Source organism: Labrenzia sp. 5N, assembly GCF_012395805.1.
In the GTDB taxonomy this organism is placed as follows: domain Bacteria; phylum Pseudomonadota; class Alphaproteobacteria; order Rhizobiales; family Stappiaceae; genus Roseibium; species Roseibium algicola.
Map to the genome: position 1 here is coordinate 183948 of NZ_JAAZTM010000011.1, position 25654 is coordinate 209601.

Below are 25654 nucleotides of genomic sequence, written 5' to 3' on the forward strand. Positions count from 1 at the left end.
AGCTCTCGCTATTCGACTTCAGGAAAGGGATGGGCGTCCAGAATACGATTGGCTTCGGCAATCACGGATGAAATATCCGTATCCGGTTGCCAGGCAGCATCCTTGAGGGCAACAAAATCTGCTCCGGTCGCGGCAACGTCTCCCAGAGTTTCTAGCGTGTTGCCGGCAAGTGCGACGCAGGGTGTTTCGAACAGTTCTGCCCACCAGGAGGCGCTGGACAGGGTCCTGTCATGGGCCTCGGCCTTTTCAGGCAGGTCCAGCTTGCCGAAGAAGATGTAGTCGACCCCTGTTTCGGCCCATTCCATGGAATCATGTTTCAGCTTGGTGCCGCCTGTGCCGACGATACGATCGGGTTTGAAACTTTCCACGGCCAGCTTCAGGTCTTCCAGAGAGGTGTCGACGTGGACGCCGTCGGCGCCGCTGCGGCCGGCTGCCTGGGTATCGCGATAGACGATGGCCGCCGCACCACCTTCCTGGATGATCGGAACAAGTTCGCTGGCAGCGGCTTGCAGATCCTTGGTGCTGGCGCCAGGGCGGTAGATCATCACGCAAGCGATGTCACCACCGGTGAAGGCCTGTTTGAGCTTTGCCGCCATGTCGGCGGTGTCAAATTCCGGCGGCGTCACGAGAAAGAGGCGGGGACGGTTCACTTGTGCGGTCCTGATTGATGTCTGATCGGGATTTTGTCCCTAAAGACGGCGAAAGAGGGACGCAAGGCCCCTCTTTCAATAAAGTGAAAGAATTTCTCTGCCGGTCCGGCCGAAAATCAGGCGATCTTCGGATCCAGTTCGCCAGACTGATAGCGTTTCGCCATGTCGGCAAGCGTAACGATCTTCTTGATCTTGGACGCCTGGCCGGCCGTGTTGAAGGCTTCCAGACGCTCGATGCACAGCTTCTGCATGGCATCGCGGGCAGGCTTCAGATATTTGCGCGGATCGAACTCGCCCGGGTTCTCGCTCAGGATCTTGCGGATCTGACCGGTCATCGCCATGCGGTTGTCGGTGTCGATGTTGACCTTGCGCACACCGTTCTTGATGCCGCGCTGGATTTCTTCCACCGGCACACCCCAGGTCTGCGGCATCTGGCCACCATACTGGTTGATGATGTCCTGCAGGTCCTGCGGCACGGATGACGATCCATGCATGACAAGGTGGGTCTCCGGCAGGCGGCGGTGAATTTCCTCGATCACATGCATGGCAAGGATTTCGCCGTCCGGCTTGCGGGTGAACTTGTAGGCGCCGTGGCTGGTGCCCATGGCGATGGCAAGAGCGTCGACCTTGGTTTCCTGCACGAACTTGACGGCTTCTTCCGGGTCGGTCAGCAGCTGGTCATGGCTGAGCTTGCCTTCCGCGCCGTGGCCGTCTTCCTTGTCGCCCATGCCGGTTTCAAGAGACCCCAGAACACCGAGTTCGCCCTCAACGGAGATGCCGCCGAGATGGGACATGTCGGTCACGGTCTTGGTGACGCCGACGTTGTAGTCCCAGTTTGCCGGGGTCTTGCCGTCGGCTTCAAGGGAACCGTCCATCATCACAGAGGTGAAGCCAGCCTGGATGGCCGTCATGCAGGTTTGCGGAGCATTGCCGTGGTCCAGATGCACGCAGACCGGAATATGCGGATAGATTTCCACGACTGCGTCCATCATGTGCTTCAGCATCACGTCGTGGGCATAGGACCTGGCACCGCGGGAGGCCTGGATGATAACCGGGGCGTCGGTCTGGTCCGCCGCAGCCATGATCGCCAGTGCCTGCTCCATGTTGTTGATATTGAACGCCGGAACGCCGTAGTCGTGTTCAGCAGCATGATCAAGAAGCTGGCGGAGGGTGATACGTGCCATCAAAAATCTCCAGAGGGTCCGGTTCCAATGAGCCGACAAGGTTCGCGAAAAATCACGACACCTATTTTGCGGTGCGTCAAGTCCCGCTGGTTCTAACAAGATTTGTGGCCATTTAAAGAGGGCCGGCTTCGCTTAAATCAATTAAAATACAAGGGTCTGCCGGAAATCGTGTTGGCAGATTTAATTTGCGGATCGAATTAAATTGAGGCGGTCAGCGCCACCGCCCGGCGAGTTTTAAACCGGCGAACTGATATCGACAAATGTTCCGGCCGGATCTCTGACAATCATCCTCATCTGGCCATAGGGCATTTCGCGAGGTGCCTCGACCACGTTCACACCGAGTGTCAGGGCACGCTCGTATACCGTTGAACAGTCGTCGACGACAAAGGTCAGGATCACACCTGCGGTGGCACGCTGGGCACGTGCCGGGACAATCTCGCTGGTCTGTTTCAGGATGCCCAGCTCGAGGGCCGGGTTATCGGCATCGGCAAGGTTTACAAACCAGTCGGACACGAATTGCGGCTGCAGGCCCAGGAGGTCCTGATAGAAGGCCGCCGTTGCGGCGACCTCCTCGGTCAGGATGTTGGTGAAACAGCGTTGCATGACAGATTTCACCCCACTTCGATGTCAGGCTTCGAGTGCCTTTACCCCCGGCAGTTCCTTGCCTTCCAGCCATTCCAGGAAGGCGCCGCCGGCTGTGGAGACATAGGAGAAATCGTCAGCCGCTCCCGCGTGGTTGAGCGCTGCGACGGTATCGCCGCCACCGGCCACGGAATTCAGCTTGCCCGCCTTGGTGTTGGCAGCGGCATGCTTGGCAGCAGCAACGGTTGCGGTGTCGAACGGGGCGATCTCGAACGCGCCCAGGGGGCCATTCCAGACCAGGGTCTTGGCGGCGTCGATCCTGGTTTTCACCGTTTCGATGGATGCCGCACCGACATCGAGGATCATGCCGTCCGCCGGGATGGCGTCGAGCGAAACAGTTTCGTTGTCCGCGCCGGCCTTGAATTCCCTGGCAACAACGGCATCGGCAGGCAAGACGATCTCACAACCGGCCTTATCGGCTGCGGTCATGATGCGTTTTGCGGTTTCAGCCAGATCATGCTCGCACAGCGACTTGCCGACGTCCGTGCCTTGTGCGGCCAGGAAGGTGTTGGCCATGCCGCCGCCGATAACAAGCATGTCGACCTTGGCAACGAGGTTTTCCAGCAGATCGATCTTGGAAGAAACCTTCGCACCGCCGACAACGGCGAGAACCGGACGAACAGGATTGCCGAGCGCGGAGCCCAGGGCTTCCAGTTCCGCCTGCATGGTGCGGCCGGCATAGGCTGGCAGAAGCCGGGCAATGCCCTCTGTGGAGCCGTGGGCCCGGTGTGCCGCCGAAAAGGCGTCGTTGACATAGATGTCGCCGTTGGCGGCCAGAGCCTTGGCGAAGTCCGGGTCGTTCTTTTCTTCACCGGCATGGAAGCGGGTGTTTTCCAGCAGCAGGACATCGCCATCGACCATCACGTCGACAGCATCCTTTGCCGCCTGGCCGATGCAGTCGTCTGCAAAGACCACGGGTCTGCCAAGCAGGCCGGCAACCGCCAGGGCAACCGGGCCGAGCGACATGTCGGCAACGCGCGCGCCCTTCGGGCGGCCGAAATGGGCGAGCAGGATAACCTTTGCCTTCTTGTCGGACAGTTCGCGGATGGTCGGCAGGACCCGCTCGATGCGGGTGGTATCGGAAACCTTGCCGCCATCCATCGGTACGTTGAGGTCGACGCGGACCAGAACGCGTTTGCCGGCAATGTCAGTCAGATCATCGAGAGTTTTGAAAGCCATTGATTTACCTGTTGGAAATCGCCCGTCTTCAAGGACGGCTGGAGTTGGTGGAAACGGCGATGCCGATGCCGAACAAGGTCAGGAGAATGCCGAAGGACCGTTCCATCCAGAGCTTGGCACGCATGAACTTGAGGCGTACGGCGGGAAGCGTGAAGAAGACGGTCACCAGAACAAACCAAAGGAACACGCCGCCCGCCATGATCACGCCGTAACCGATCTGGGTCCAGAGCGGCGTTTCGGGGGACGTCACCTGCAGAAACACCGAAAGGGCGAACATGGTGGCTTTCGGATTGGTCACGTTGGTGAAGAAGCCCCAGCGAAGCGCGCGGAAGGGCGACATGCCGGACAGGGCACCGTCGGCCGGCATCTCCTTAGATGCCGTGCGGTACATGGTGACGCCCAGGAAAACGAGATAGGCAGCGCCGATCAGTTTCAGCGCGTTGAAGAGCAGGATCGACTGGGAAACGATCAGGCCGATACCCGCCAGTGCGTAAGTGACGTGTACGCCGAGGGCCAGCGCGATGCCGAGCGCAGTCATGATGCCGGCGAGCCGTCCGCCGATGAGGGCATTGCGCAGGACAACGGCAAAGTCGGGCCCGGGAACGATTGCGACCACGACGGTCAGCGAAATGACGGTGAGCAGTTCGAGCAAGCAGGGAACTCCGGGAAGGATAAGGATCGAACAGGGAGAGTTATCGATCTGGCGGTGATTGAAGGTTGGCCATCGTTTCGGACTTTTGTCCGTCAACATCCGGTTGCCAGGACCGTTTGGTGTTTCTTGCGGAGCGTTCCTTCGACCGTTCCACGAAATAGAAGCCGACGCCGACCAGGACAACAAATACGATCAGAAAAGTCAGCGTGGTCATGGTCAGGATCCTTCAATTGGACTCAGGAATTTCCAGCCGGGGAATCCGGCTTTCGCAAGACATCGGTATTGAGGCTGCCCATGTCAGGCTCATCGTCCTGATCTGAAGGGAACCGTTCGTTGTCCCTCTTCATATCGAGCCAGTAGAACCCGAAACCCACAAGGCAACCAACCGCGAACAACGACCCAAGAATGACCAGTAGAGCGGTCATGACGGCGTCTCCAGGATTGAACTGCAAGTCTGCAGCTCCAGTCTACATGACCTTTGCCCCGGGGCTATGCCTGAATCGAGAAAGTTTTTTGCGGCTTTGCCGGAAAGACATCCATACCGACAAAAAAGACGCCGGATGAACCGGCGTCTTTCGAAGGCAGGGATCAGATGAGCTTTGCCATCGCCACGGCCGTGTCGGCCATGCGGTTGGAGAAGCCCCATTCGTTGTCGTACCAGGACAGGATGCGCACGAAAGTGCCGTCCATGACCTTGGTCTGGTCGCAATGGAAGACCGAGGAATGGCTGTCATGGTTGAAGTCCATCGAAACCAGCTTGTCTTCGGTGTAGCCGAGCACGCCCTTCAGCTTGCCGTTTGCGGCTGCCTTGATGGCTTCGTTGATTTCCTCAACGGTGGTGTCGCGTTTGGCGATGAAGTTCAGGTCGACCACGGAAACGTTCGGGGTCGGGACACGAATGGCCACACCGTCCATCTTGCCGGCCAGGTCCGGCAGCACCAGGCCGACGGCCTTTGCAGCGCCGGTGGAGGTCGGGATCATGGACATGGCCGCAGCACGGGCGCGGTAGAGATCCTTGTGCATGGTGTCCAGCGTCGGCTGGTCACCGGTGTACGAGTGGATCGTGGTCATGAAACCTTTTTCAATGCCGATGGTTTCGTTCAGCACATAGGCGACCGGGGACAGGCAGTTGGTGGTGCAGGACGCGTTGGATACGACCAGGTCGTTCGCGGTCAGCGCATCGTGGTTGACACCGTAGACGATGGTCTTGTCGGCGCCGTCGGCCGGGGCGGAGACCAGAACGCGCTTGGCGCCGGCTTCCAGATGCATGGAGGCCTTTTCCTTGGCGGTGAAGATGCCGGTGCATTCCATGGCGACTTCAACGCCAAGCTCGCCCCAGGGCAGTTCCTTCGGGTCGCGGATCGCGGTCACCTTGATCGGCTTGCCACCACCGACGGAAATGGTGTCGCCATCGACCTTGACCTCTGCCGGGAAACGGCCGTGCACGCTGTCGTAACGCAGCAGATGCGCGTTGGTCTCGACCGGGCCGAGATCGTTGATCGCAACGACTTCAATGTCGGTGCGGCCGGATTCGACGATCGCACGCAGCACATTGCGGCCGATGCGTCCAAATCCATTGATTGCTACCTTGGTTACCATAATCCACTCCCGCAATCTTCGGTGTGCCTCAGAAGGGGCTAAACCGATTTAAAAACCACATAGTGTGGTCACTTGAAAAGCACTTGATGTGCCCGTAGGCCCGGCACCATAGGAGGAAGTCTTGGTGCCGGGAATTGATTTCGGTTAAACGCTGAGCTTTGCCTTGGCGGCTGCAACCACGGCGTCCGCCGTGATGCCGAAATGCTCATAAAGTTCCTTGTAAGGCGCGCTCGCGCCAAAGCCGGTCATGCCCACAAAGATACCGTCCGCACCAATAAAGCGGTCCCAGCCCATGCGGATGCCGGCTTCAACGGCGATCTTGACCGGGCTGTTGCCGATGACGGCGGCCTTGTAGTCGTCTGACTGTGCTTCGAAAAGCTCGTACGACGGAACGGAGACCACGCGCACGGCAATGCCGGCCGTGCTCAGGTCCTTTTGCGCGTTGACGGCGATTTCGACTTCCGAACCGGTCGCGAAGATGGTCACGGCCGCGTCTTCGTCGCTGTCGATCAGCACATAGGCACCCTTGGCGCAGAGGTTGTTTTCCTCATAGGTCTTGCGCAGCGACGGCAGGTTCTGACGGGTCAGTGCCAGGACCGACGGTCCGTCGCGGTTCTCCAGCGACAGCTGCCAGCACTCGAGTGTCTCGGTGATGTCGGCCGGACGGAAGAAGGTCAGGTTCGGGATCGCGCGCAGGGCGGCGAAATGTTCCACCGGCTGGTGGGTCGGTCCGTCTTCGCCAAGACCGATGGAATCATGGGTCATGACGTGAATGACCCGCTGGCCCATGAGGGCTGCGAGACGGATCGACGGACGGCAGTAATCGGAGAAGATCAGGAAGCCGCCGGAATAGGGGATCAGGCCGCCGTGCAGAGCCATGCCGTTCATGGCTGCCGCCATGCCGTGTTCACGGATGCCGTAGTGGATGTAACGGCCGGAGAAATCGTCCGGGGTGACTGGCGCGGTCTGAGGCGTCTTGGTGTTGTTGGAACCGGTCAGGTCGGCGGAGCCGCCAATGGTTTCCGGAACAACTTCGTTGATAACGCCCAGAACAGCTTCGGAAGCCTTGCGGGTCGCCATGGTCGGCTGTTCGTCGGCGAGCTTCTTCTTGTAGTCCTGAACGGCCTGGGTGAAGCCGGCCGGCAGGTCGCCACGATTGCGGCGCTCGAATTCGGCGCGGGTCTCGGCGTCAGCTTCGGCAAAGCGCTTCTGCCAGTCCTTGTGAGCCTGGGCGGAGCGAAGGCCGGCAATGCGCCAGGCGTCCAGAATGTCGCTCGGAACTTCAAACGGCGCGTGCGGCCAGTTGAGCGCGGCACGGGTGCCGGAAATTTCGTCTGCACCAAGCGGCGAGCCGTGAACCTTCGCGGTGCCGGCCTTGGTCGGTGCACCGAAGCCGATGGTGGTCTTGGCGGCGATCAGGGTCGGGCGGTCGCTGGCCTGTGCCTGGCGGATCGCTGCGGAAATGGCGACCGGATCGTGACCGTCGACGCTGAGCGTGTTCCAGCCGGAGGCGGCAAAACGGGCCTGCTGGTCGGTTGAATCGGTGATTTCGACCTTGCCGTCGATGGAGATGCCGTTGTCGTCCCAGATGACGATCAGCTTGTTGAGCTTCAGGTGACCTGCCAGCGACAGGGCTTCCTGGCTGATGCCTTCCATGAGACAGCCGTCACCGGCCAGCACATAGGTGTAGTGATCGACAAGATCCTCGCCGAAGCGGGTGGACTGCAGGCGCTCGGCGATGGCCATGCCAACCGCGTTGCCGAGACCCTGGCCGAGCGGGCCGGTGGTGGTCTCGATGCCAGCGCCGTGGCCGTATTCCGGGTGCCCGGCAGTGCGTGCGCCTAGCTGACGGAAATTCTTGATCTCGTCGAGGGAGAAGTCTTCATAGCCCAGCAGATACAGCAGGCTGTAAAGCAGCATCGAGCCGTGACCGGCGGACAGAACGAAGCGGTCGCGGTCGGCCCAGTTCGGGGATGTCGGATCGAATTTCAGGAATTCGGTAAAAAGAACTGTCGCGATATCCGCAGCGCCCATGGGCAGGCCGGGGTGACCGGAATTAGCCTTTTCCACGGCATCGATGGCAAGAAAGCGGATCGCATTTGCCATGCGCTGGTGTTTATCAAGATCGGTCATCGTGGTCCCGTTGCTTGCTTTGGAGCCCCCCTTGGCCGAAGCAGAGAGCCCGGCAAGGTTGTTTTGAGGTGCGTTGCTCAAGAATTAACACTCGTCAATCTCGAACAGGCGCCAGACAAATATCAGGAACGGCACCCGAGTCAATAAAGCTGGTTTGGGTCTTTTGAGGGCATTGCCGGGGAAGAATTTTTTCTTCCACGCGTTATAGAGTTGAGGATTCTGCCAATGGTGGCATTGACTGAGAGAAGTTGCGGTGCCTAAGCTCGACGCTCTAACAAAGATTTGCTTTTTCGCCGTGAAACGTGCTTTGCCGCGCATTCTCTGAAATGCCCGTAATTTGAGCAGCAACTCCAGGGTCGAAAGCGCCAAATCTCCAGTCTGACCTAGGAAGGAATGGGCGGACCGCCGCAGAAGAACGATTGGGACGACGTAATTAATGGCGGATGTCGACTGCATGGAAAAGACCAGCCTGGCCGATGCGGTAAAGCGGCTGGACAAAGCCGTCGGCAATCTCGAAGCGGCTGTCCAGCGCCGTCTTGATGCAGACAGGTCGCTCAATGCCCTGCAGGATGACCTGCAGCGGCTCGGCGAAGACCGTTCCCAACTGGCAGCCTCACTCGATGAAAGCGAAGCACGGGCTTCCCGGCTGGAAGAGGCCAACCGGGATGTCTCCCGGCGGCTTGTCTCGGCAATGGAAACCATCCGCAGCGTGCTCGACGCGCACGGAGGCTAGGCGCATATGGCTCAGATCACGGTTACCATCAACGGCAAGTCCTTCCGCATGGCCTGCGATGACGGCGAGGAAGAGCGCCTGATGGGCCTTGCTGCCCGTTTCGATGGCTGGATCAACGACTTGCGAGGCGCCTTCGGCGAAATCGGCGACCAGCGCCTGACGGTAATGGCCGGCATCATGGCGGCCGACCAGCTTTCGGAACTGGAGCGCAAGGTCGCCCGGCTTGAAGAACAGCTGGCCGATGCCAAGAAACAGCAGGTGGCCGCGCTCGACAACATGAGCCAGAACGAAGAAGAGCTGTCGCGTGCCGTCAATACTGCCGCCGCTCGGATCGAAAGCCTTGCGGACGGTCTTTCCAAGAGCTTGCGAGCCCAGGACAACGCCTGAGGCGACTGCCGATCCGGCCAGACGGCAACGGAGAGTGCCCGCAACTTCGTTTGTGATGAAATCCATGCCGCACTGGTAATTGCCGCCGCACCGGATTATATGCGGTAATTGCGGCTGCCCGATACGTCAGGAACATTATCCCCGGGGCCTTACGCATTCCCTTGGGAGCTGTCCCTGCGCTGGGCCGTGGTCCGTTGCATACGGCGCCCACCTACATTGTAGGTTTCCCGGGATTGCAAATCCAACGGTCGGGCGGCTGCGCGTTTCCTTTTCAGGACGCGGGTCGATCCATTCTATTCGAGGCCCCATGACCGACCTTTCCTCCATTGCTGCCGAAAAAGACAGTCTTCGCAAGCAGGTGCTTGCCCGCCGCAAGGCAATGCCGGAGGTGGAGCGGATCGAACACAGCCTGATGCTCAGCGATCACGCCGAAGATCTGCCACTGCCGGCAGGAGCAGTTGTTGCTGGGTTCTGGCCGATCCGGGACGAAATTGACCCGCGCCCGCTGATGGACCGCCTGCGCCAGCTTGGGCACCCCCTGTGCCTGCCCGTGATGACCGGCCCGAGCCTCATCTTCCGCCGCCTGGAGCGGGATACGGAACTGGTTTCCGCCGGTTTCGGCACCTCCGAACCCGGCCCCTCTGCCGAGGAAGTGCGCCCGGATGTTCTTCTGATGCCGCTTGCCGGCTTTGACGGCAAAGGCACGCGCATCGGTTACGGCAAGGCTTTTTACGACATTACAATTGCGCAGCTGCAACACTCCGGGCCCCTTTTGTGCATCGGGCTTGCCTTTTCCGTGCAGGAGGTTGACCGCGTCCCCGCGGAAGCGCATGACAAGCCGTTGAATGGGATTCTGACCGAGCAGGGGTACCGGGCGTTCGGCTGACGGCGAAAGTGATCGCCGAAGCAGGCCGCCCAGTGAGGATATATGCGTATTCTGTTTCTGGGCGATCTTGTCGGCCGCGTGGGCCGTACCGCCGTCATTGAGCAATTGCCGGAGCTGGTGGAAAGCAACCAGCTCGATTTCGTGATCGTCAACGGTGAGAACGCTGCGTCCGGGTTCGGCATTACCGAGACGATCCTGCAGGACGTTCTGGATGCGGGCGCCGACGTCGTGACCACCGGCAACCACGTTTGGGACCAGCGTGACACCCTGGTCTATATCGAGCGACAGGACAGGCTGCTTCGACCGGTCAATTACCCCTCCGGGACACCGGGGCGCGGCGCGCACCTCTTCACGGCCAGAAACGGCGCAAGGGTGATGGTGGCCAATGTGATGGGCCGCGTTTACATGGATGCGCTCGACGATCCCTTTGCCGCCATCGACAACGTCATCAACGGATGTCCGCTTGGCGATGTAGCCGATGCCATCATCGTCGACATGCATGCCGAAGCCACCAGCGAGAAACAGGCCATGGGCCACTTCCTGGATGGCCGGGTCAGTCTCGTTGTCGGAACGCACACCCATGTGCCGACAGCCGATCACCAGATCCTGGAAAACGGCACGGCCTACATGTCCGACGCGGGCATGTGCGGTGCTTATGACAGCGTTTTGGGCATGGACAAGGAAGAGCCGGTCAACCGGTTCCAGCGCAAGATACCGAGCTCCCGGTTCACACCGGCAACAGGCGATCCGACCATCTGCGGTGTCGCCATCGAGACGGACGATCGGACCGGGCTTGCCGAGCGGGTTGCGCCGCTTCGCATAGGCGGCCGGCTGGAGCCTGTGATCCCGTCCTTCTGGCCGAACGGGGCCTGACCACGGCCGAGAATTTCTCTGCGCTGGATTTTCCGGGTCAACTTGCCTATAAGCGGCGCAGTTTTCACTGACATCACCTGTAAAGAACCGAGAAGAGCCATGGCAGGCCATTCAAAATTCAAGAACATCATGCACCGCAAGGGACGCCAGGACGCGGCCCGCTCCAAGATGTTCTCCAAGCTGTCCAAGGAAATTACCGTCGCCGCGAAGATGGGTGACCCGGATCCGGACGCGAACCCGCGCCTGCGCCTTGCCGTCCAGAACGCCAAGGCCCAGTCCATGCCGAAGGAAAACATCCAGCGGGCGATCAACAAGTCCCAGTCCGGCGACGACGACAACTACGAGGAAGTCCGTTACGAAGGCTACGGCCCGGCAGGTGTTGCCGTGGTCGTCGAAGCCCTGACCGACAACCGCAACCGGTCCGCCTCCAACATCCGGTCCTATTTCACCAAATGCGGTGGGTCGCTGGGGGAAACGGGCTCGGTCTCCTTCATGTTCGACCGTGTTGGCGAAATTATCTACAAGCCGGAAGCCGGTGAAGCCGATGCGGTTCTGGAAGCTGCGATCGAAGCCGGCGCGGAAGACGTTCAGTCCGACGAGAGCGGTCACACGATCTACACCGCCTTTGAAGATCTGAACGATGTTTCCGCTGCTCTGGAACAGGCACTGGGCGAAGCGGATTCGACCAAGATCATCTGGAAGCCGCAGAACCTGACGCCGGTCAATGCGGACAAGGCCCAGACCATGATGAAACTCATCGACATGCTTGAAGACGACGACGACGTCCAGAACGTCTACTCCAACTTCGATGTCGACGAAGAAACCATGGCCTCTCTAGCTTCCTGAGTAACACAGGATATGGATCTGAAAACCCCGGCCCTGCCGGGGTTTTTGTTTTGGCGTTCCTGAGGCTCGCGCCTTCCTTGAACCAAGGAGACCGATCGCATGTTCAATATCTTCGACCTGACGCAGAAAGACCCGAAGACCTTGCAGGAGCGTGCGCTGAAGCTGGCGGAGGAAGCCGGAGAGCTGGCGCAGGCCGTTCTTTCGGCAACGAAGGCGCCCGGCAGCGAATACAAGAACCAGACGCTGGCAGATGTCCGTGAAGAAGCCGCCGATGCTGCGATCGTGGCGATGAGCGTTCTGGCGCAGGCTTCTTCAAGCAGAGAAGAGTTCGAGGCAGAACTCACGCGGCTGATGGCGGAAAAATGTGCCAAATGGCAGGAAAAGCTGCAGGAAAAGCCTTTGGCCGAATAGGGTTTGCGCCGCGTTTTTGGGGCGAGTTTTGCAATATCTGAAGCCAGATAAATATGGCTTTCTTCTTTTCACCCTCATCTTGAGGAGCCGCGTTAGCGGCGTCTCGAAAGATGGGCCACTTGTACCTGAGTGCGCAGCCCATCCTTCGAGACAGCGCTTCGCACTTCCTCAGGATGAGGAGGTGGGTGGAGCCGACGCAAGATTCCGGATTGGAACCGCCTACCGGAAAAGCGGATCCAGCAGGGGCATGCTGGAGAGGGCGGCGAGGGCGATCAGGCCGTAGGCGAGCTTGCGATAGAGTTTCGGGTCGGCGTGCTTGAAGCCGTTGGAGCCGAGATAGATCGCAAGGGCATAGACGGGGATCGCCATGATCAGGAGGTGGAACACTTCCAGCGTGAAGAAGCCGTTGAAGATATAGGCAACGAAGGTTCCGATACTCGCGAGCGCGAAGAACACGATCAGGTTGGCGCGGACGATTGCCGGTTCCTTGGCGCTGGAGAGCCAGAAGGCAACCACTGGCGGGCCGGAGACCTGCGAGATGCCGCCGAGGATGCCCGCAACTGCGCCAACCCCAAGCGATACCGGCCTGGAGGGTTTGCGTTCATAGCGCCAGCCGGACACCAGCAGCAGTAGCAGTCCGGTCACGATTGCAAAGATCGTCCAGCGTAGAACCAGCACGTCCGCGTTGGCCAGAAGCCAGGCGCCGACGTGAACAAAGACCACAGCACCAACGACCGCGGGAAGCACTGTCGACCAGTTGCACAGCCTGAGCGCCCTGACCACCAAAGGCAGTGCGACAATGCCGTCGATGAACAGAAAGGTGGCGGCCGCGGTTGACGGCAGCATGACGCTGGCGGCCACCGGCATGAAGATCATTCCCGCGCCGAACCCAGCAAACCCGCGCACGCAACCGGCCACAAACAGGACCACGGCGAGAAACACCAGAAGGCCGGGCGGAAAGGAGCTGAAGATGTCGGCCATGGGAACTCGCGGAACGGACGGGACAAAAAAGAGATTGGCCCGGCAGAACGCGGGCCTTGGCGGGGGAGGTGGCCTGCCGGTAGGGGCAAGGCCGGATTAAACACGTTGTGAGGTGTTTTTGACAGGCTTTCCGGTGGTAAGCCGCGCTTTGGCTGGCGTCAACGGGGAAGTTTTGTTACCGATTTGTTCCATGATACACGCGATTCGTTTGCTGGGCATCGACCCGGGGCTGCGGCGTACCGGCTGGGGCATGATCGAGGCGACGGGAAATCGCCTGTCCTTCATTGCTTCCGGAACGGTAACCTCCGACAACAAGAAGAGCCTGGCCGAGCGCCTGGTGCAGCTGCATGACGGCCTCAGCGAAGTCGTGCGCCAGCACGAACCATCCGAAGCCGCGGTAGAACATACGTTCGTCAACAAGGATGCGGGCGCAACTCTGAAGCTCGGGCAGGCACGCGGGATCGCTCTGCTGGTGCCATCGCTCGCCGGACTTCCGGTTGCCGAATATGCGCCGAACCTCGTCAAGAAGACGGTGGTCGGGACCGGTCATGCGGAAAAGGAACAGATCCGGGCCATGGTCAAGGTTCTGATGCCGCGGGCCACTTTCAATTCGGACGATGCCGCCGATGCACTGGCAATTGCCATTTGCCATGCGCAGCACCGGTCCAACAGTACAGCGCGGCTTGCCGCCATGGGGGCAATATGATCGGCAAGCTGAAAGGCACCATCGACAGCTATGGCGAGGATCACGTGATCCTGGATGTGCACGGTGTGGGCTATCAGGTCCATTGTCCCTCGCGCATTCTGCAGGGTCTGCCGCGCGCAGGTGAAGCGGCTGTCCTTTTCATCGAGACAATCGTTCGTGAGGACATGATCCGGCTCTATGGCTTCGGGGTAGAGGCGGAGCGCGAATGGTTCCGTATCCTGATGACCGTTCAGGGTGTCGGCGCCAAGGTTGCGCTGGGCATTCTGGGGATCTTGAAGGCAAGCGAAGTCGCCAACGCGATTGCGCTTGGCGACAAGGCAACGATTTCGCGGGCACCTGGCGTCGGCAAGCGCGTTGCTGAACGCATCATTGCCGAACTCAAGGACAAGGCACCGGGACTTGCCACAGTGGACCAGGGCACGATTGCGGTTTCCCAGAACGTTGCCGACAACGTGGCTGCCCGGCCGGTGGCCGAGGCGGTTTCGGCGCTCACCAATCTGGGGTATGCACAGGCGCAGGCGAGTGGCGCCGTCGCAAAGGCCTTGCAGTCAGTCGGTGAGGACGCGACCACGGAAACGCTGATCCGCCTTGGCTTGAAGGAATTGGCCGGATGATCGCCGTTACCTATGGCATCATTGCCGTCGTGTTCGTGGTTCTGGGCATCGGCGGTATCATGTACCTCGATCACCGCTTCAGTGCCTCGGTGGGGGATCGTCCGTTTACTGTCAACGGACGCCGTGTGGAGTCGGACGACCCGTTTGTCCTGCGCCAGTTCAAAAAATTCTATGCACTCCGGGTGGCCTATTCCCTGGCTCTTCTGGTGTTGCTGTTTGTGGTCGTAAGCCATGTCGGATGACACTCGCATCGTGACGCCGGAAATCCGGGGGGACGAGATCGATTCAACCATGCGCCCCCAGGTGCTGGATGATTTTGTCGGTCAGGCCCAGGCGCGCGCCAATCTGAAGGTCTTTATCGGTGCGGCGAAGGCGCGGGGGGAGGCGCTGGACCATGTGTTGTTCGTCGGGCCTCCCGGTCTCGGCAAGACGACGCTGGCGCAGATCATGGCACGCGAACTGGGGGTCAATTTCCGGGCGACCTCCGGTCCTGTCATTGCCAAGGCCGGAGACCTGGCCGCACTTCTGACCAACCTGGAAGAGCGCGACGTCCTCTTCATCGACGAGATCCATCGGCTCAATCCGGCAGTCGAGGAAGTGCTTTATCCGGCGATGGAAGATTTCCAGCTCGACCTGATCATCGGTGAAGGACCGGCTGCGCGATCAGTCAAGATCGACCTGGCGAAGTTCACGCTCGTTGCCGCGACGACGCGGCTGGGCCTCTTGACCACTCCGCTGCGCGATCGCTTCGGCATTCCTGTCAGGCTGCAGTTCTATACGGTTCCGGAGCTGGAGCACATCGTCAAGCGTGGCGCCGCCATTCTCGGCATCGGCATGGTTGAAGACGGTGCCCGCGAGATTGCCAAACGCTCCCGCGGGACACCGCGTATCGCCGGGCGACTGCTGCGGCGGGTAAGGGATTTTGCCATTGTCGCCGGCGTCGAGCGGGTCGACAGGGAACTCGCCGACAGGGCGCTTCTGCAGCTGGAAGTCGATGGTGCCGGGCTCGACAGTCTCGACCGTCGCTACCTGAGCCAGATCGCGGTGAATTTCGGTGGTGGGCCGGTCGGGATCGAAACCATTGCGGCAGCACTTTCCGAGCCTCGTGATGCCATCGAGGAGATCGTCGAACCCTACCTGATCCAGAACGGGTTTCTGCAGCGGACGCCAAGGGGACGTATCCTGACGCCGATGGCGTTCGAACACCTGGGTCTTGCGGCCCCATCCAGACCGGATGCTCCGCAAATGGGACTGTTCACCGATCCCGAATAGTTTAAGTAGTATTTATAAGGCAAGGTCTCGTCAGTTACATCTAGCTCTGCGTAGCGATTAAGCATTTATTCGCGAATCCTGCCGTATCGTCGCGTTAACTATGCGGGGGAAACCATGCGGAAGCGCCTTTCATCTAAACTGGCTCTAATGTTTTTAGCCGGCGCACTCACTATGTGCGTGGCAATTGTCACGGTCACGTCGACCATTTCGCGGGATGTTGCAAACGGTCAGGCTGATGCCGGCCTGCAAAGTGCTACCAAGGCGAAACAGAAGGTTATTGAACTCTCCCTTGGGCAGGTGAAGGACAGCGCTGCGTTCTTCTCCACGCTGGAAGGCGCCAAGGACAGTCTGATGAAGACCATGGTCGGGTGGAAGAACCTGAAAGAAGGGCAGAACGAACTGCTCCGGAAGATCTTCGTGACCGACAATCCGCATCCCGAAGATGAGCGTCACCTTCTGGTGGAGCCGGAAGAGTCCAACTACTACGTGAACAACCACAAGGTCGTTCATCCGATCTACCAGGAACTGGTCGATCAGGGCCTGTTTTCCGATGCGGCGCTGGCCAATCCGGACGGGTTCATCACCTATACTTTCCGCAAGGGTCCGGAATTCGCCTTCCACGTGGAAGACGCGCAGATCCAGGGCCATCCGGTGCAGATCGCCATGGGCAAGCTGTTCGAGGCCTCGAAAAACGAGACGCTGGCGGCCGGGCAGATCTATTCCTCAGGCTTTGTGACCACCGAAGACGGCACCGTCTCGGAAGTTCTTGCGGTGCCTGTGTTCTATCTGGACCGGTTCTTCGGCGCGATTGCGTTCACGACCAACATGGAGCATCTGGCCGGATTGCTGAACGAGAAGACCGGCCTCGGCGACAGCGAGCGCATCTTCCTTGCCGATTCCGATGGCAAGCTGGTTCAGCTCGACGATATGGGCCGCGCGAGCGCCGTCCACATGATCTCCGATATCAAGGTCAATGACCGGCTGATCCGCCTGGAAGACGGTGACTACCGCTTCGCGGAAGCAAGCAACACGTTTGTCGGTTCGCCTTTCGGTGTGGTCGATGCCGTCAAGCAGACGGAACTGTCGGCCGCCGCGGATCGCATCACCTATGGCGCGATCATTTCCGGTTTCCTCTGTCTGGTTCCGATCGTCGGCCTGATCTGGTGGGTAACCCGGCGCATGTTCGCTCCCATGGAACGCCTTGCCGTCGCGGCTCGCAAGATCGCCGACGGCGAGCTGGAAGTGGGTGTCGAAGCGACCGAACGCCAGGACGAGATCGGCCGCATGGCGCGCTGTATCGAAGTGTTCAAGGACAGTTCCATCGAACGCGAGCGTCTGGCATCCGAGCGCAAGGTTGGCCACATTGCCCGCGAACAGCGTGAAAAGACCATCGATGCGCTGATTGCTGCATTCCGCGCTGAGTCGCAGGCGGTTCTCGAGCTGGTGGAAACCAATATTGCCCGTGTGGAAGAAGTCTCTTCCGCTCTCAGTCACCGGTCCACTGCGGCGTCAGACCAGGGGCAGACCGCGGTGTCGACTTCGGAAAACGCTTCCTCCAACGTTCAGGCGGTTGCCTCCGCCACCGAGGAACTCAACGCGTCGATTTCGGAGATCTCCCGTCAGGTCGAAACCACGGCAAGCATCGTGGCCCAGACCACGACCGCCGCGCAGAGTTCCAATTCCAAGATCTCCGGCCTTGCGGAAGCGGCCAACAAGATCGGCGATGTCGTGTCGCTGATTTCAGAGATCGCCGAACAGACCAACCTGCTGGCGCTGAACGCGACGATCGAAGCTGCGCGTGCGGGCGATGCCGGCAAGGGCTTTGCGGTCGTTGCCTCCGAGGTCAAGTCGCTCGCCGGCCAGACCGCCAAGGCAACGGAAGAAATCTCCGCGCAGATCGCGGCTATCCAGGCCTCTACCACCGAAGCGGTGGAAGAGATTGCCCGGGTGTCGGAATCGGTCGAGGAGGTCAACTCCTACACCACCACGATTTCGGACGCCGTGCAGCAGCAGGGCGCTGCCACCGGTGAGATTTCCAGAAACGTTGCAGAAGCCGCGGAAGGTACCCGCAGCGTTGCGGAGACTGTGGCGTCGCTGAACGAAGGCGTTGCCGAAAACTCGGAAGCGGTTGGCGACATGCTGAACGCGACGATCGAGATGAAACAGCAGGCGGAACAGCTTCGTGCGTCCGTCGAGAAATTCCTCTCCGAGGTTGCCGCTGCATAAGATACGGCCTACGTAAGGGCCAGGTACGAGCCTCCCGGTCGGTCGACCGGGAGGCTTTTTCATGCAGCTTTCGAGGGACAAAGCGTGTCGGACTGGCCGGATCTCGCCGGCCGCCTGGAAGATGGCGGTCATGTGCTTCCTGTTCGCGTCTACTACGAGGACACGGATTTCACGGGCATCGTCTATCACGGTGCCTATGTGCGCTTCTTCGAGCGCGCCAGGTCGGATTTCCTCCGTCTCATCGGCATTCACCATCGTGAGATGGCCGAAGGGACCCACGGTGCTTCGCTGGCCTTCGCAGTCAAGACAATGACGCTGGACTTCCAGAAACCGGCCAGGATTGACGATGTGCTGGAAGTTCATACCAGCCTTGCGGAGTACAAAGGCGCCCGAATCCGGCTCGATCAGCTGATTTACCGCGGCGAAGAGCTGCTGATTTCGGCTGCGGTCACCGTTGCGATCATCACCTCGCAGGGACGTCCGACCCGACTGCCGCAGGTCCTTTCGGAAAAACTCGTGCAGCATGCACCTGGAGAAAACACCGACGGTTGAAGGGCTTGGCTCTGAAAGAGCAGGCAAGCTGCTTGGCGGCGGTAAAATACTTTCAAAACCCATTACTGCGTTAATCTTGCAGTAACCTTAATTGATTCCTTTAGAGAGGGACTTTCTTTGATTGGAAAAGTCCCAGTTTTGACAAAATCAAACGTCAGAGAGGCGGCAGGTTACAAGAGCCGGCCGGCTGATTCCGGTTCCTCGCTGTCGTTTTCGAAACCTTGAATGCAAAACAGCGTCAGACGGCCAAGGGGTCATTGAATTTATGGAAACACTTGTCCAATCGACATTGGCGCCAGAGAGCGGCATTTCGTTTTTTGCGCTGTTCTGGCAGGCGCATATCGTCGTCAAGGTCGTAATGCTCGGCCTTTTGGGCGCTTCGGTGTGGTGTTGGGCGATCATCGTCGACAAGATCATGCTGGTCGGCCGGACACGGCGCCAGATGAGCCGGTTCGAAACGGTGTTCTGGTCCGGTCAGTCTCTCGAAGAACTCTATAATACGCTTCACAATCGTGTGAACCATTCCATGGCGGCACTGTTCGTCGCAGCCATGCGTGAATGGAAGCGCAGCCACGAGGGCGCGCGGCCTGCCATCGGCAGCCTGCAGCAGCGTATCGACAGGGTGATGGATGTCACCATCCAGCGCGAAGCCGAGCGGCTTGAAAGCCGGTTGCTGATCCTGGCAACCGTTGGCTCCGCGGCACCGTTCATCGGTCTGTTCGGAACGGTCTGGGGCATCATGACGGCGTTCCAGGCGATCGCGGCATCGGAAAGCACCAACCTTGCCGTCGTGGCGCCCGGTATTGCCGAAGCGCTGTTTGCGACCGCGCTTGGTCTACTGGCCGCGATTCCGGCTGTTATCGCCTACAACAAGTTTTCGGCCGACGTCGGCAAGGCGGTTTCGCGCATGGAAGGCTTTGCGGACGAGTTCTCCGCCATCCTGTCCCGTCAGATCGACGAGAGGGGCTGATCCATGGCCATGCAGGTCGGTTCAGGTCAGGCAGGAAGCGGACGGCGCGGGCGGCGCAGGCGTCGCCACGCACCCATGAGCGAAATCAACGTCACGCCGATGGTCGACGTGATGCTGGTGCTCCTGATCATCTTCATGGTGGCTGCTCCGCTCTTGACGGTCGGTGTGCCGATCGATCTGCCGGAGACCAGCGCCAAGGCCCTGGAAGGCGATACCGAGCCGATAACCATCTCGGTGAACGCGGCTGGTGAAATCTTCATCCAGGATACCCCGATCACGATTGAGGAGATCGTGCCAAAGCTCGAAGCCATTGCCGCCAATGGTTACGAGGAACGTATCTACGTGCGCGGCGATCAGGATGCCGACTACGGCACCATGATGAAGCTGATGGGCCGCATCAGCGCGGCCGGGTTTAAACGCCTCGGTCTTGTCACTCTGGAAGAACGGGACTCGTAACGCGTCATGCGCGCAGGTCTCATCGCGTCTCTGGCCGGTCACTCGGCTTTCCTGCTCTGGGGCTTGATCGCCTTTCCGGACGCTGAGAGCTTTGCGGTTCCGCAGGTGGATTCTCTGCCTGTCGAACTGGTGCCCATCGAGGAAATCACCAGGCTTCGGGTCGGCGAAAAGACCGCCGAAGTTCGGGATGTCGCGGCGGTAAACCCAAGCGAAACCCCGGCCGAGGAACCTCCGAAGCCGGCCGACAAGCCGGGCGAGAGCAAGGTTGAGCAGCCGACGCAGCCGACACCTTCGCCGTCTCCGACGCCTCCTCCGGCACCGGAACCAACGCCCGTTGCGGATCCAGAGCCTGCTCCGGCGCCTGCGCCCGAACCAGCGCCGGTGGCCGAACCTGCGCCTGCACCGGACCCTGCCCCGGCACCGGAGCCTGTGCCGCAGCAGGAGGCCGCGCCTGCGCCCCAGCCGATCGTGACCAAGGTTTCGCCGCGCTCCAAGCCGACGCCGCCGAGGAATGCGCCCGAGCCGCCGAAGGATAATTTCGACAGCACCGATATCGCTGCGCTTCTGAACAAGGTCGAGCCGGCCAAACAGACCGGCGAAACCAGCCAGAACCCGGCCTCTCTCGGTTCCCGGCGCGGGGAGCAGAACGTGCGTATGAGCCAGTCCGAGCTGGATGCGCTGCGCGGAATGGTGGCGCAATGCTGGAACCCGCCGGTGGGTGCCGTCGGTGCGGAAGACCTGAAGGTTCGTGTCCGTTTCAACCTGTCCCAGGACGGTCAGGTTTCTGGCCAGCCGGAAGTCATGAATTCCAGCGGCAATCCGGCGTTCGGAGCAGCCTCAAGCAGTGCCGTGCGCGCGATCATGCGCTGCCAGCCATACAATCTGCCAATTTCCAAGTATGAAGCTTGGCAGGAAGTCATCATCAATTTCGACCCCAGAGAGATGCTCGGGGGATAGACTGGCCCGGCCAGTTCAAACGTCCATAAGGGAGCTGTTGTGCTCATGCGCGGAATACTGAAAAAACTTTCTGTTTTCACAAGCCGGAAAGCCAGAGGGCTCGCATTTGTTCTCGCTTCTTTTGTGGTGATTGCTCCGCTGCCGGCGGCAGCGCTTGTCGAAATCGATATTACCCAGGGCAACATCGAGCCCTTGCCGATCGCACTGCCGTCGTTTTCCGCCGAAGGCGGAGACGGCAAGCTGGCCGCGGACATGACCAACGTCATTGCCGCCGACCTGAAACGCTCCGGCCTGTTCCGGCCACTTGACCCGGCCAGCTTCATTCAGAAGAACATGAGCGTGAATTCCACGCCGCGTTTCGGCGACTGGCGTCAGATCAGTGCCCAGGCGCTTGTCACCGGTACGGTGATCAAGCAGCCGGACGGGCGTCTGCGGGCGGAGTTTCGTCTGTGGGACGTTTTCGCGTCAGAGCAGATGCTGGGCCAGCAGTTCTACACGACACCCGAAAACTGGCGGCGTCTGGCGCATATCATCGCTGACGCGATCTATGAGCGGCTGACCGGTGAAAAGGGCTACTTCGACACCCGCATCGTCTATGTCGACGAAACCGGCCCGAAGGACAAGCGCGTCAAGCGCCTGGCGATCATGGATCAGGACGGCGCAAACGTGCGTTACCTGACGCGCGGCGACGATCTGGTGCTGACACCGCGGTTCTCGCCGACGAGCCAGGAAGTGACCTACATGTCCTACGGCGGTGCCGATCCGAGTGTCTATCTGCTGAATATTGAAACGGGTCAGCGCGAAATCGTCGGCAACTTCCCGGGCATGACTTTTGCCCCGCGGTTCTCGCCCGATGGCCAGAGCGTGGTGATGAGCCTGCAGCAGGGTGGCAATGCCAACATCTTCAAGATGGACCTGCGCTCTCGCCAGACGACGCGTCTGACGAACGACGCGGCCATCGACACGAGCCCGTCGTTCTCACCGGACGGACGCCAGATCGTGTTCGAATCCGACCGCGGCGGCACACAACAACTTTATGTGATGAGCGCAGGCGGCGGCGGTGCGCAGCGTATTTCCTTCGGGCCTGGCCGGTATTCCACGCCGGTATGGTCGCCGCGTGGAGACCTGATCGCCTTTACCAAGCAGCACCAGGGCCGCTTCATGATCGGCGTCATGCGGCCGGACGGAAAGGGCGAGCGTATCCTGACCGAGGGCTATCACAACGAAGGTCCTGCCTGGTCGCCGAACGGCCGTGTGCTGGTGTTTTTCCGGGATACGCCGGGTGCCAATGGCGGGCCGCAGGTCTGGACCGTGGACCTGACAGGATACAACGAACAGCGGGTGGAGACCCCGGCCTTCGCGTCGGATCCCTCCTGGTCGCCGCTGATCGACTGATGGAGACATGCGGCCTGTGAAGGCAGGCCGTGTTAAGCTTTCGCTAACCATGTTTGAAAAGGCGTTTTTTACCGGTTTTGGCTAGAAAGCGTTTACCAAGAACCGGACGGATGAAATGTCAGGTTGGCGGGCTGGGGTGTAGGAGACAGGAATGTTCAAGAGTTTAAACGCCGGACGGGGCGCGCGCTGGATTGCAGTCTGCTTCGTGGTTCTGTTCGCAGCAGCATGTGCCCAGAACAAACCGGACGGGCTGTCGAGCAATGTGAAGCCCGGCACGGGCCAGGACTTCGTCGTGAACGTGGGTGACCGCGTGTTCTTCGAAGAAGACCAGTCGGTGGTGACATCGCAGGGTCAGGCAACCCTTGCCAATCAGGCCAAGTGGCTGAACCGCTATCCCCAGTACACGATCACGATCGAGGGGCATGCGGATGAACGCGGCACGCGTCAGTACAACATCGCGCTGGGAGCACGCCGTGCCCAGTCCGCACGTGACTATCTGGTGGCACAGGGCGTGAACGCCTCGCGAGTCCGGACGATTTCCTACGGCAAGGAACGGCCTGTTGCTGTCTGTAACGACAACAGCTGCTGGTCGCAGAACCGCCGTGCGGTGACTGTCCTGAACAACGCGACCAACTGATCCGGCAAATGCCGAACAAAAAGGCCGGGCAGCTTGCCCGGCCTTTTTTGTTGGGCCGGCCGGAAATGACGAAATCACTTCAATGTCAGCCGGTAACGTCAAAATTTGGCCGAAGTCGAAGCGCTCTGTGCACTTGAGTAAGAAGCCGGGCATGGTAAGACATCATGCGCGTGGATCTGCTTGAGTATTGGCGTTTGTCGGACCACGGCCAGACACTGGTACAGCAAATCCAACCGGAGGAGCGAATGCTGAAACTAAAGGGACTGGCAGGTCTCATCATGGCGTTGGTCATCACCTTCGCCACTGCCACACCGTCGCAAGCCCAGCTGTTCGGACGCAAGAATGACGATTCCAGCGTAAGGATCGGTCAGCTTGAGGAACGGATCCGGGTTTTGACCGGTCAGATCGAACAGTTGTCCTATCAGATGCGGGAATTGCAGGATCAGATGCGCCGCATGCAGGAAGACAATGAATACCGCTTCCAGCAGCTGGAAGGCGGCACCCCGGGCAAGCGCTCGGATGTCGCTCCAGGATCGACCGCTCCGGGCCTAGGCCCGGACGGTACTCCGCAGTCGGGCAACCTTATCGCGCCGGGTGGAGGTTTTGCGACACTCCCTACGGACGGATCTGGAGACGGCAACTGGGATCAGTCCGGCGGCTATGAAAGCGGTTTGCCGAGCGACGGTCCGATCGACCTTTCGCGGCTGGCCAACGGGCTTGAAAACCTGCCTGGCACCGGTCAGGAAATCGCGCCCGATCCTGGTCTTGCCACCGACGATGACCAGATTGCCAGCGTCATCGGCAGCGGCGACCCGAGCTCTGACTACAATCAGGCCTATTCCCTGGCGGTCAATGGCGATTACGCGGGTGCCGAGCGCGGATTCCGGAATTTTCTGGAAACCTATCCCGACGATGCACAGGCGGCGAACGCTCAATACTGGCTGGGCGAAAGCCTGCTGGCGCAGCAGAACTACCGCGAGGCAGCCGATGCCTTCCTGAAGACCTACACGGACCATCCCGGCAACGCCAAGAGCCCCGACAGCCTGCTCAAGCTGGGTGTCTCGCTGCGTGGTCTCGGCGAAGCGGATGCGGCCTGCGCAACGTTTTCCGAACTGCTGAACAAATATCCGAATGCCGCTCCAGCCGTTTTGTCCCAGGCGCGGGATGAACGCCGTCGTGCCCAGTGCTCCTGACGGGCCGGTTGAGCCCCTGAGGCTCCCGGCCGATCGCGTCGATGCTCTTTTTTCAAAGCTAAGCTCTTTTTCCAATCTGGCGCTGGCAGTGTCCGGCGGCTCGGATTCCCTTTGTCTTCTTGTTCTTTTCGATGAATGGCGCAAACGCACCGGCTGGCAGGGTGCCGTCGAAGTGCTGTGTGTCGATCATCAACTCCGGCCTGAAAGCGGTCAGGAGGCGGAATTCGTTGCAACGAATGCGCGTGCGCGCGGCCTTGCCTGCACGGTGTTGTGCTGGACCGACACCAAACCGGCTGCAAACCTCCAGGAAGCGGCACGCGTTGCCCGTTACCGGTTGATGGCTGCGCGTATGCGGGACATCGGCGCGGAGGCGCTTGTTCTTGGTCATCACCTTGACGATCAGGCGGAAACATTTCTGGACCGTCTGACCCGGGGGAGCGGCGTTACCGGCCTCAGCGGGATGGCGGCCGACGAAGGCAGCGGTCCGGAAGGTCTGCGCCTGCTGCGCCCGCTCCTGAGTGTTTCGAAATCCGACCTCGAGGTGACGCTTGAAGAGCGCGGCCATTCCTGGTGCACGGATCCATCCAACCGGAACCCGAAATACAAGCGCAGCCGGCTCCGCGCCATCTTGTCGCTGTTGGCCGAGGAGGGATTGAGCGCAGAGCGTCTTGCACAGACCGCTGCCAATATCCGCCGGGCGCGGGAAGCCCTGGAGCGGACCGCCGATGACCTGGTCGCTCGGCTGATCACCGAACACCCGGCAGGACCGGCGCGCCTGGAGCGTGAAGCCTACCGCGAGCAACCGGAAGAACTCCGTCTCCGGCTGCTCGTCTATCTGATGGCGCGTGTCTCGGGCAAGAATTCCCGACCAAGACTTGCCAGGCTTCAGGCTCTGGACGGGGTGCTGATGTCCGGTGAGACGAACCGTCAAACCTTTCAAGGATCGGTTTTCGACGCAGACGCAAGCGTCATCAGAGTGTGGAAAGAACCGGGGCGCGAGCCGCCGGGCATTCTCACGGGTCTTGCTGGATCCGGCTCATGGGATGGCCGCTACCTTTACCGGGTCTCCACTTGTCCTGTTGGCGAAAGTGATGCCCCCTTGTGCCTGGGGCCGCTGATGAACGCGCCTGTAGCGTCCCGGGAAATCGACTGGCCGGCGGGCTGGCCCAAGGCCGCCTTCGACTGCGCGCCGGTCCTGTGGCGGGCAGGGGAGATCCTGACCCCGGCTTCCGCGACGGCTGTTTTGACCATTGGCAATTCCTGCAGCAGCGCAGATTTGAATTTGGAGCGAATGCCGATCCAAGGTAAATTGCCGGATAACTTTATGGACAATGAGGACGCAGACGAGGAAATCTGAGGTTTTCCCCATCTGGAACATCTGTTAGAGGTCCGTGCTTAAGAAAATAGTCAGCGCATCTGCGCAACTATGGCGCACCGCCTTGGCAGCGGGCTTTGGGCGACCTATCTTCGCTCTAAAGAAACGTAACCGCGTGCAGTTAGTCGCGTTGGGCGGTTAAGGA

General features: G+C 60.2%; 30 protein-coding genes and 1 other RNA gene. 20 read left to right on the forward strand and 11 right to left on the reverse strand.

Annotation, left to right across the window (positions count from 1 at the left end; translation table 11 throughout):
* Positions 1-8 precede the first annotated feature (8 nt).
* From HEP89_RS12015 to HEP89_RS12060, 10 genes are all read right to left on the reverse strand, one after another.
* Positions 9-650, reverse strand: coding sequence for a thiamine phosphate synthase (locus HEP89_RS12015; RefSeq protein WP_062487041.1), 642 nt, complete (start codon positions 648-650; stop codon positions 9-11).
* Between the two features lie 116 nt (positions 651-766).
* Positions 767-1834: a class II fructose-bisphosphate aldolase gene (fba, locus tag HEP89_RS12020; RefSeq protein ID WP_023003474.1), complete on the reverse strand. Its 1068-nt coding sequence runs from the start codon at positions 1832-1834 to the stop codon at positions 767-769.
* A 234-nt stretch (positions 1835-2068) separates the two neighbouring features.
* Positions 2069-2437 (reverse strand): VOC family protein, encoded by a 369-nt coding sequence (locus HEP89_RS12025; protein WP_077291765.1) that lies wholly within the window; start codon positions 2435-2437, stop codon positions 2069-2071.
* A 24-nt stretch (positions 2438-2461) separates the two neighbouring features.
* A complete protein-coding gene (locus tag HEP89_RS12030) occupies positions 2462-3655 on the reverse strand; it encodes a phosphoglycerate kinase (protein WP_168692124.1) in 1194 nt (397 codons plus the stop codon).
* A 28-nt stretch (positions 3656-3683) separates the two neighbouring features.
* Entirely contained in the window at positions 3684-4307 is a 624-nt protein-coding gene (locus tag HEP89_RS12035) for a LysE family transporter (RefSeq protein WP_023003471.1), read from the reverse strand.
* 40 nt (positions 4308-4347) lie between these two features.
* Positions 4348-4521 (reverse strand): hypothetical protein, encoded by a 174-nt coding sequence (locus HEP89_RS12040; RefSeq protein ID WP_168692125.1) that lies wholly within the window; start codon positions 4519-4521, stop codon positions 4348-4350.
* A gap of 22 nt (positions 4522-4543) precedes the next feature.
* Positions 4544-4732, reverse strand: coding sequence for a hypothetical protein (locus tag HEP89_RS12045; RefSeq protein WP_023003469.1), 189 nt, complete (start codon positions 4730-4732; stop codon positions 4544-4546).
* A 163-nt stretch (positions 4733-4895) separates the two neighbouring features.
* Complete coding sequence (gene gap, locus HEP89_RS12050) at positions 4896-5906, reverse strand: type I glyceraldehyde-3-phosphate dehydrogenase (protein WP_023003466.1); 1011 nt, start codon at positions 5904-5906, stop codon at positions 4896-4898.
* A 144-nt stretch (positions 5907-6050) separates the two neighbouring features.
* Positions 6051-8039, reverse strand: coding sequence for a transketolase (gene tkt, locus HEP89_RS12055; RefSeq protein WP_168692126.1), 1989 nt, complete (start codon positions 8037-8039; stop codon positions 6051-6053).
* An 84-nt stretch (positions 8040-8123) separates the two neighbouring features.
* Positions 8124-8408: a hypothetical protein gene (locus tag HEP89_RS12060; protein ID WP_077291768.1), complete on the reverse strand. Its 285-nt coding sequence runs from the start codon at positions 8406-8408 to the stop codon at positions 8124-8126.
* Positions 8409-8493: 85 nt separating this feature from the next.
* Between HEP89_RS12060 and HEP89_RS12065 the strand changes: the two genes are divergently transcribed.
* The 7 genes from HEP89_RS12065 to HEP89_RS12095 all read left to right on the forward strand — a co-directional run bounded on the left by HEP89_RS12065 (position 8494) and on the right by HEP89_RS12095 (position 12175).
* The gene (locus HEP89_RS12065) at positions 8494-8772 is read left to right on the forward strand and encodes a DUF4164 domain-containing protein (RefSeq protein WP_023003460.1); all 279 of its coding nucleotides are present in this window, start codon (positions 8494-8496) and stop codon (positions 8770-8772) included.
* A gap of 6 nt (positions 8773-8778) precedes the next feature.
* Positions 8779-9159: a cell division protein ZapA gene (locus tag HEP89_RS12070; RefSeq protein WP_023003457.1), complete on the forward strand. Its 381-nt coding sequence runs from the start codon at positions 8779-8781 to the stop codon at positions 9157-9159.
* A 108-nt stretch (positions 9160-9267) separates the two neighbouring features.
* A non-coding RNA gene (gene ssrS, locus HEP89_RS12075) (6S RNA) lies at positions 9268-9422 on the forward strand.
* 44 nt (positions 9423-9466) lie between these two features.
* Complete coding sequence (locus tag HEP89_RS12080) at positions 9467-10045, forward strand: 5-formyltetrahydrofolate cyclo-ligase (RefSeq protein WP_062487054.1); 579 nt, start codon at positions 9467-9469, stop codon at positions 10043-10045.
* A gap of 42 nt (positions 10046-10087) precedes the next feature.
* Positions 10088-10918, forward strand: a complete 831-nt coding sequence (locus HEP89_RS12085; RefSeq protein ID WP_055661200.1) for a TIGR00282 family metallophosphoesterase — start codon at positions 10088-10090, stop codon at positions 10916-10918.
* A gap of 99 nt (positions 10919-11017) precedes the next feature.
* Positions 11018-11764: a YebC/PmpR family DNA-binding transcriptional regulator gene (locus HEP89_RS12090; protein ID WP_023003451.1), complete on the forward strand. Its 747-nt coding sequence runs from the start codon at positions 11018-11020 to the stop codon at positions 11762-11764.
* 99 nt (positions 11765-11863) lie between these two features.
* Positions 11864-12175, forward strand: coding sequence for a MazG-like family protein (locus HEP89_RS12095; RefSeq protein WP_023003450.1), 312 nt, complete (start codon positions 11864-11866; stop codon positions 12173-12175).
* A 219-nt stretch (positions 12176-12394) separates the two neighbouring features.
* On the opposite strand, the gene HEP89_RS12100 is transcribed toward HEP89_RS12095, so the two are convergent.
* Positions 12395-13156, reverse strand: coding sequence for a sulfite exporter TauE/SafE family protein (locus HEP89_RS12100; RefSeq protein ID WP_077291772.1), 762 nt, complete (start codon positions 13154-13156; stop codon positions 12395-12397).
* 190 nt (positions 13157-13346) lie between these two features.
* On the opposite strand from HEP89_RS12100, the gene ruvC reads away from it, so the two are divergent.
* The 13 genes from ruvC to tilS all read left to right on the forward strand — a co-directional run bounded on the left by ruvC (position 13347) and on the right by tilS (position 25491).
* A complete protein-coding gene (ruvC, locus tag HEP89_RS12105; RefSeq protein ID WP_062487062.1) occupies positions 13347-13862 on the forward strand; it encodes a crossover junction endodeoxyribonuclease RuvC in 516 nt (171 codons plus the stop codon).
* Positions 13859-14476, forward strand: a complete 618-nt coding sequence (gene ruvA / locus HEP89_RS12110) for a Holliday junction branch migration protein RuvA (protein ID WP_062487064.1) — start codon at positions 13859-13861, stop codon at positions 14474-14476. Before ruvC ends, ruvA begins: the two co-directional genes overlap by 4 nt.
* Entirely contained in the window at positions 14473-14718 is a 246-nt protein-coding gene (locus tag HEP89_RS12115) for a hypothetical protein (protein ID WP_023003446.1), read from the forward strand. Before ruvA ends, HEP89_RS12115 begins: the two co-directional genes overlap by 4 nt.
* Positions 14708-15748, forward strand: a complete 1041-nt coding sequence (ruvB, locus tag HEP89_RS12120; protein WP_023003445.1) for a Holliday junction branch migration DNA helicase RuvB — start codon at positions 14708-14710, stop codon at positions 15746-15748. The genes HEP89_RS12115 and ruvB overlap by 11 nt, the downstream gene beginning before the upstream one ends.
* 171 nt (positions 15749-15919) lie before the next feature.
* Positions 15920-17974 (forward strand): methyl-accepting chemotaxis protein, encoded by a 2055-nt coding sequence (locus HEP89_RS12125; RefSeq protein ID WP_209014620.1) that lies wholly within the window; start codon positions 15920-15922, stop codon positions 17972-17974.
* An 84-nt stretch (positions 17975-18058) separates the two neighbouring features.
* Positions 18059-18526, forward strand: coding sequence for a tol-pal system-associated acyl-CoA thioesterase (ybgC, locus tag HEP89_RS12130; protein WP_023003443.1), 468 nt, complete (start codon positions 18059-18061; stop codon positions 18524-18526).
* A gap of 265 nt (positions 18527-18791) precedes the next feature.
* Positions 18792-19496: a protein TolQ gene (gene tolQ, locus HEP89_RS12135; protein ID WP_023003442.1), complete on the forward strand. Its 705-nt coding sequence runs from the start codon at positions 18792-18794 to the stop codon at positions 19494-19496.
* Positions 19497-19499: 3 nt separating this feature from the next.
* Positions 19500-19952 (forward strand): protein TolR, encoded by a 453-nt coding sequence (gene tolR / locus HEP89_RS12140; RefSeq protein WP_023003441.1) that lies wholly within the window; start codon positions 19500-19502, stop codon positions 19950-19952.
* A 6-nt stretch (positions 19953-19958) separates the two neighbouring features.
* Entirely contained in the window at positions 19959-20909 is a 951-nt protein-coding gene (locus tag HEP89_RS12145) for a cell envelope integrity protein TolA (protein ID WP_168692127.1), read from the forward strand.
* 45 nt (positions 20910-20954) lie between these two features.
* Complete coding sequence (tolB, locus tag HEP89_RS12150) at positions 20955-22304, forward strand: Tol-Pal system beta propeller repeat protein TolB (RefSeq protein ID WP_023003439.1); 1350 nt, start codon at positions 20955-20957, stop codon at positions 22302-22304.
* A 151-nt stretch (positions 22305-22455) separates the two neighbouring features.
* Complete coding sequence (pal, locus tag HEP89_RS12155; protein WP_023003438.1) at positions 22456-22941, forward strand: peptidoglycan-associated lipoprotein Pal; 486 nt, start codon at positions 22456-22458, stop codon at positions 22939-22941.
* A 245-nt stretch (positions 22942-23186) separates the two neighbouring features.
* Positions 23187-24134 carry a tol-pal system protein YbgF gene (ybgF, locus tag HEP89_RS12160; protein WP_031270520.1) on the forward strand — a complete coding sequence of 316 codons (948 nt, stop codon included), beginning with the start codon at positions 23187-23189 and terminating at the stop codon, positions 24132-24134.
* Positions 24135-24222: 88 nt separating this feature from the next.
* Positions 24223-25491 carry a tRNA lysidine(34) synthetase TilS gene (gene tilS / locus HEP89_RS12165; protein WP_168692128.1) on the forward strand — a complete coding sequence of 423 codons (1269 nt, stop codon included), beginning with the start codon at positions 24223-24225 and terminating at the stop codon, positions 25489-25491.
* Positions 25492-25654: the final 163 nt, after the last annotated feature.

What these genes read in the sequence shown, in the direction of transcription:
- fba (WP_023003474.1), bottom strand. Translation starts at nt 1,834, where the DNA reads ATGGCACGTATCACCCTCCGCCAGCTTCTTGATCATGCTGCTGAACAC.
- HEP89_RS12025 (WP_077291765.1), bottom strand. Translation starts at nt 2,437, where the DNA reads ATGCAACGCTGTTTCACCAACATCCTGACCGAGGAGGTCGCCGCAACG.
- HEP89_RS12030 (WP_168692124.1), bottom strand. Translation starts at nt 3,655, where the DNA reads ATGGCTTTCAAAACTCTCGATGATCTGACTGACATTGCCGGCAAACGC.
- HEP89_RS12040 (WP_168692125.1), bottom strand. Translation starts at nt 4,521, where the DNA reads ATGACCACGCTGACTTTTCTGATCGTATTTGTTGTCCTGGTCGGCGTC.
- HEP89_RS12045 (WP_023003469.1), bottom strand. Translation starts at nt 4,732, where the DNA reads ATGACCGCTCTACTGGTCATTCTTGGGTCGTTGTTCGCGGTTGGTTGC.
- gap (WP_023003466.1), bottom strand. Translation starts at nt 5,906, where the DNA reads ATGGTAACCAAGGTAGCAATCAATGGATTTGGACGCATCGGCCGCAAT.
- tkt (WP_168692126.1), bottom strand. Translation starts at nt 8,039, where the DNA reads ATGACCGATCTTGATAAACACCAGCGCATGGCAAATGCGATCCGCTTT.
- HEP89_RS12065 (WP_023003460.1), top strand. Translation starts at nt 8,494, where the DNA reads ATGGAAAAGACCAGCCTGGCCGATGCGGTAAAGCGGCTGGACAAAGCC.
- HEP89_RS12070 (WP_023003457.1), top strand. Translation starts at nt 8,779, where the DNA reads ATGGCTCAGATCACGGTTACCATCAACGGCAAGTCCTTCCGCATGGCC.
- HEP89_RS12080 (WP_062487054.1), top strand. Translation starts at nt 9,467, where the DNA reads ATGACCGACCTTTCCTCCATTGCTGCCGAAAAAGACAGTCTTCGCAAG.
- HEP89_RS12085 (WP_055661200.1), top strand. Translation starts at nt 10,088, where the DNA reads ATGCGTATTCTGTTTCTGGGCGATCTTGTCGGCCGCGTGGGCCGTACC.
- HEP89_RS12090 (WP_023003451.1), top strand. Translation starts at nt 11,018, where the DNA reads ATGGCAGGCCATTCAAAATTCAAGAACATCATGCACCGCAAGGGACGC.
- HEP89_RS12095 (WP_023003450.1), top strand. Translation starts at nt 11,864, where the DNA reads ATGTTCAATATCTTCGACCTGACGCAGAAAGACCCGAAGACCTTGCAG.
- HEP89_RS12100 (WP_077291772.1), bottom strand. Translation starts at nt 13,156, where the DNA reads ATGGCCGACATCTTCAGCTCCTTTCCGCCCGGCCTTCTGGTGTTTCTC.
- ruvC (WP_062487062.1), top strand. Translation starts at nt 13,347, where the DNA reads ATGATACACGCGATTCGTTTGCTGGGCATCGACCCGGGGCTGCGGCGT.
- ruvA (WP_062487064.1), top strand. Translation starts at nt 13,859, where the DNA reads ATGATCGGCAAGCTGAAAGGCACCATCGACAGCTATGGCGAGGATCAC.
- HEP89_RS12115 (WP_023003446.1), top strand. Translation starts at nt 14,473, where the DNA reads ATGATCGCCGTTACCTATGGCATCATTGCCGTCGTGTTCGTGGTTCTG.
- ruvB (WP_023003445.1), top strand. Translation starts at nt 14,708, where the DNA reads ATGTCGGATGACACTCGCATCGTGACGCCGGAAATCCGGGGGGACGAG.
- HEP89_RS12125 (WP_209014620.1), top strand. Translation starts at nt 15,920, where the DNA reads ATGTGCGTGGCAATTGTCACGGTCACGTCGACCATTTCGCGGGATGTT.
- tolQ (WP_023003442.1), top strand. Translation starts at nt 18,792, where the DNA reads ATGGAAACACTTGTCCAATCGACATTGGCGCCAGAGAGCGGCATTTCG.
- tolR (WP_023003441.1), top strand. Translation starts at nt 19,500, where the DNA reads ATGGCCATGCAGGTCGGTTCAGGTCAGGCAGGAAGCGGACGGCGCGGG.
- HEP89_RS12145 (WP_168692127.1), top strand. Translation starts at nt 19,959, where the DNA reads ATGCGCGCAGGTCTCATCGCGTCTCTGGCCGGTCACTCGGCTTTCCTG.
- tolB (WP_023003439.1), top strand. Translation starts at nt 20,955, where the DNA reads ATGCGCGGAATACTGAAAAAACTTTCTGTTTTCACAAGCCGGAAAGCC.
- pal (WP_023003438.1), top strand. Translation starts at nt 22,456, where the DNA reads ATGTTCAAGAGTTTAAACGCCGGACGGGGCGCGCGCTGGATTGCAGTC.
- ybgF (WP_031270520.1), top strand. Translation starts at nt 23,187, where the DNA reads ATGCTGAAACTAAAGGGACTGGCAGGTCTCATCATGGCGTTGGTCATC.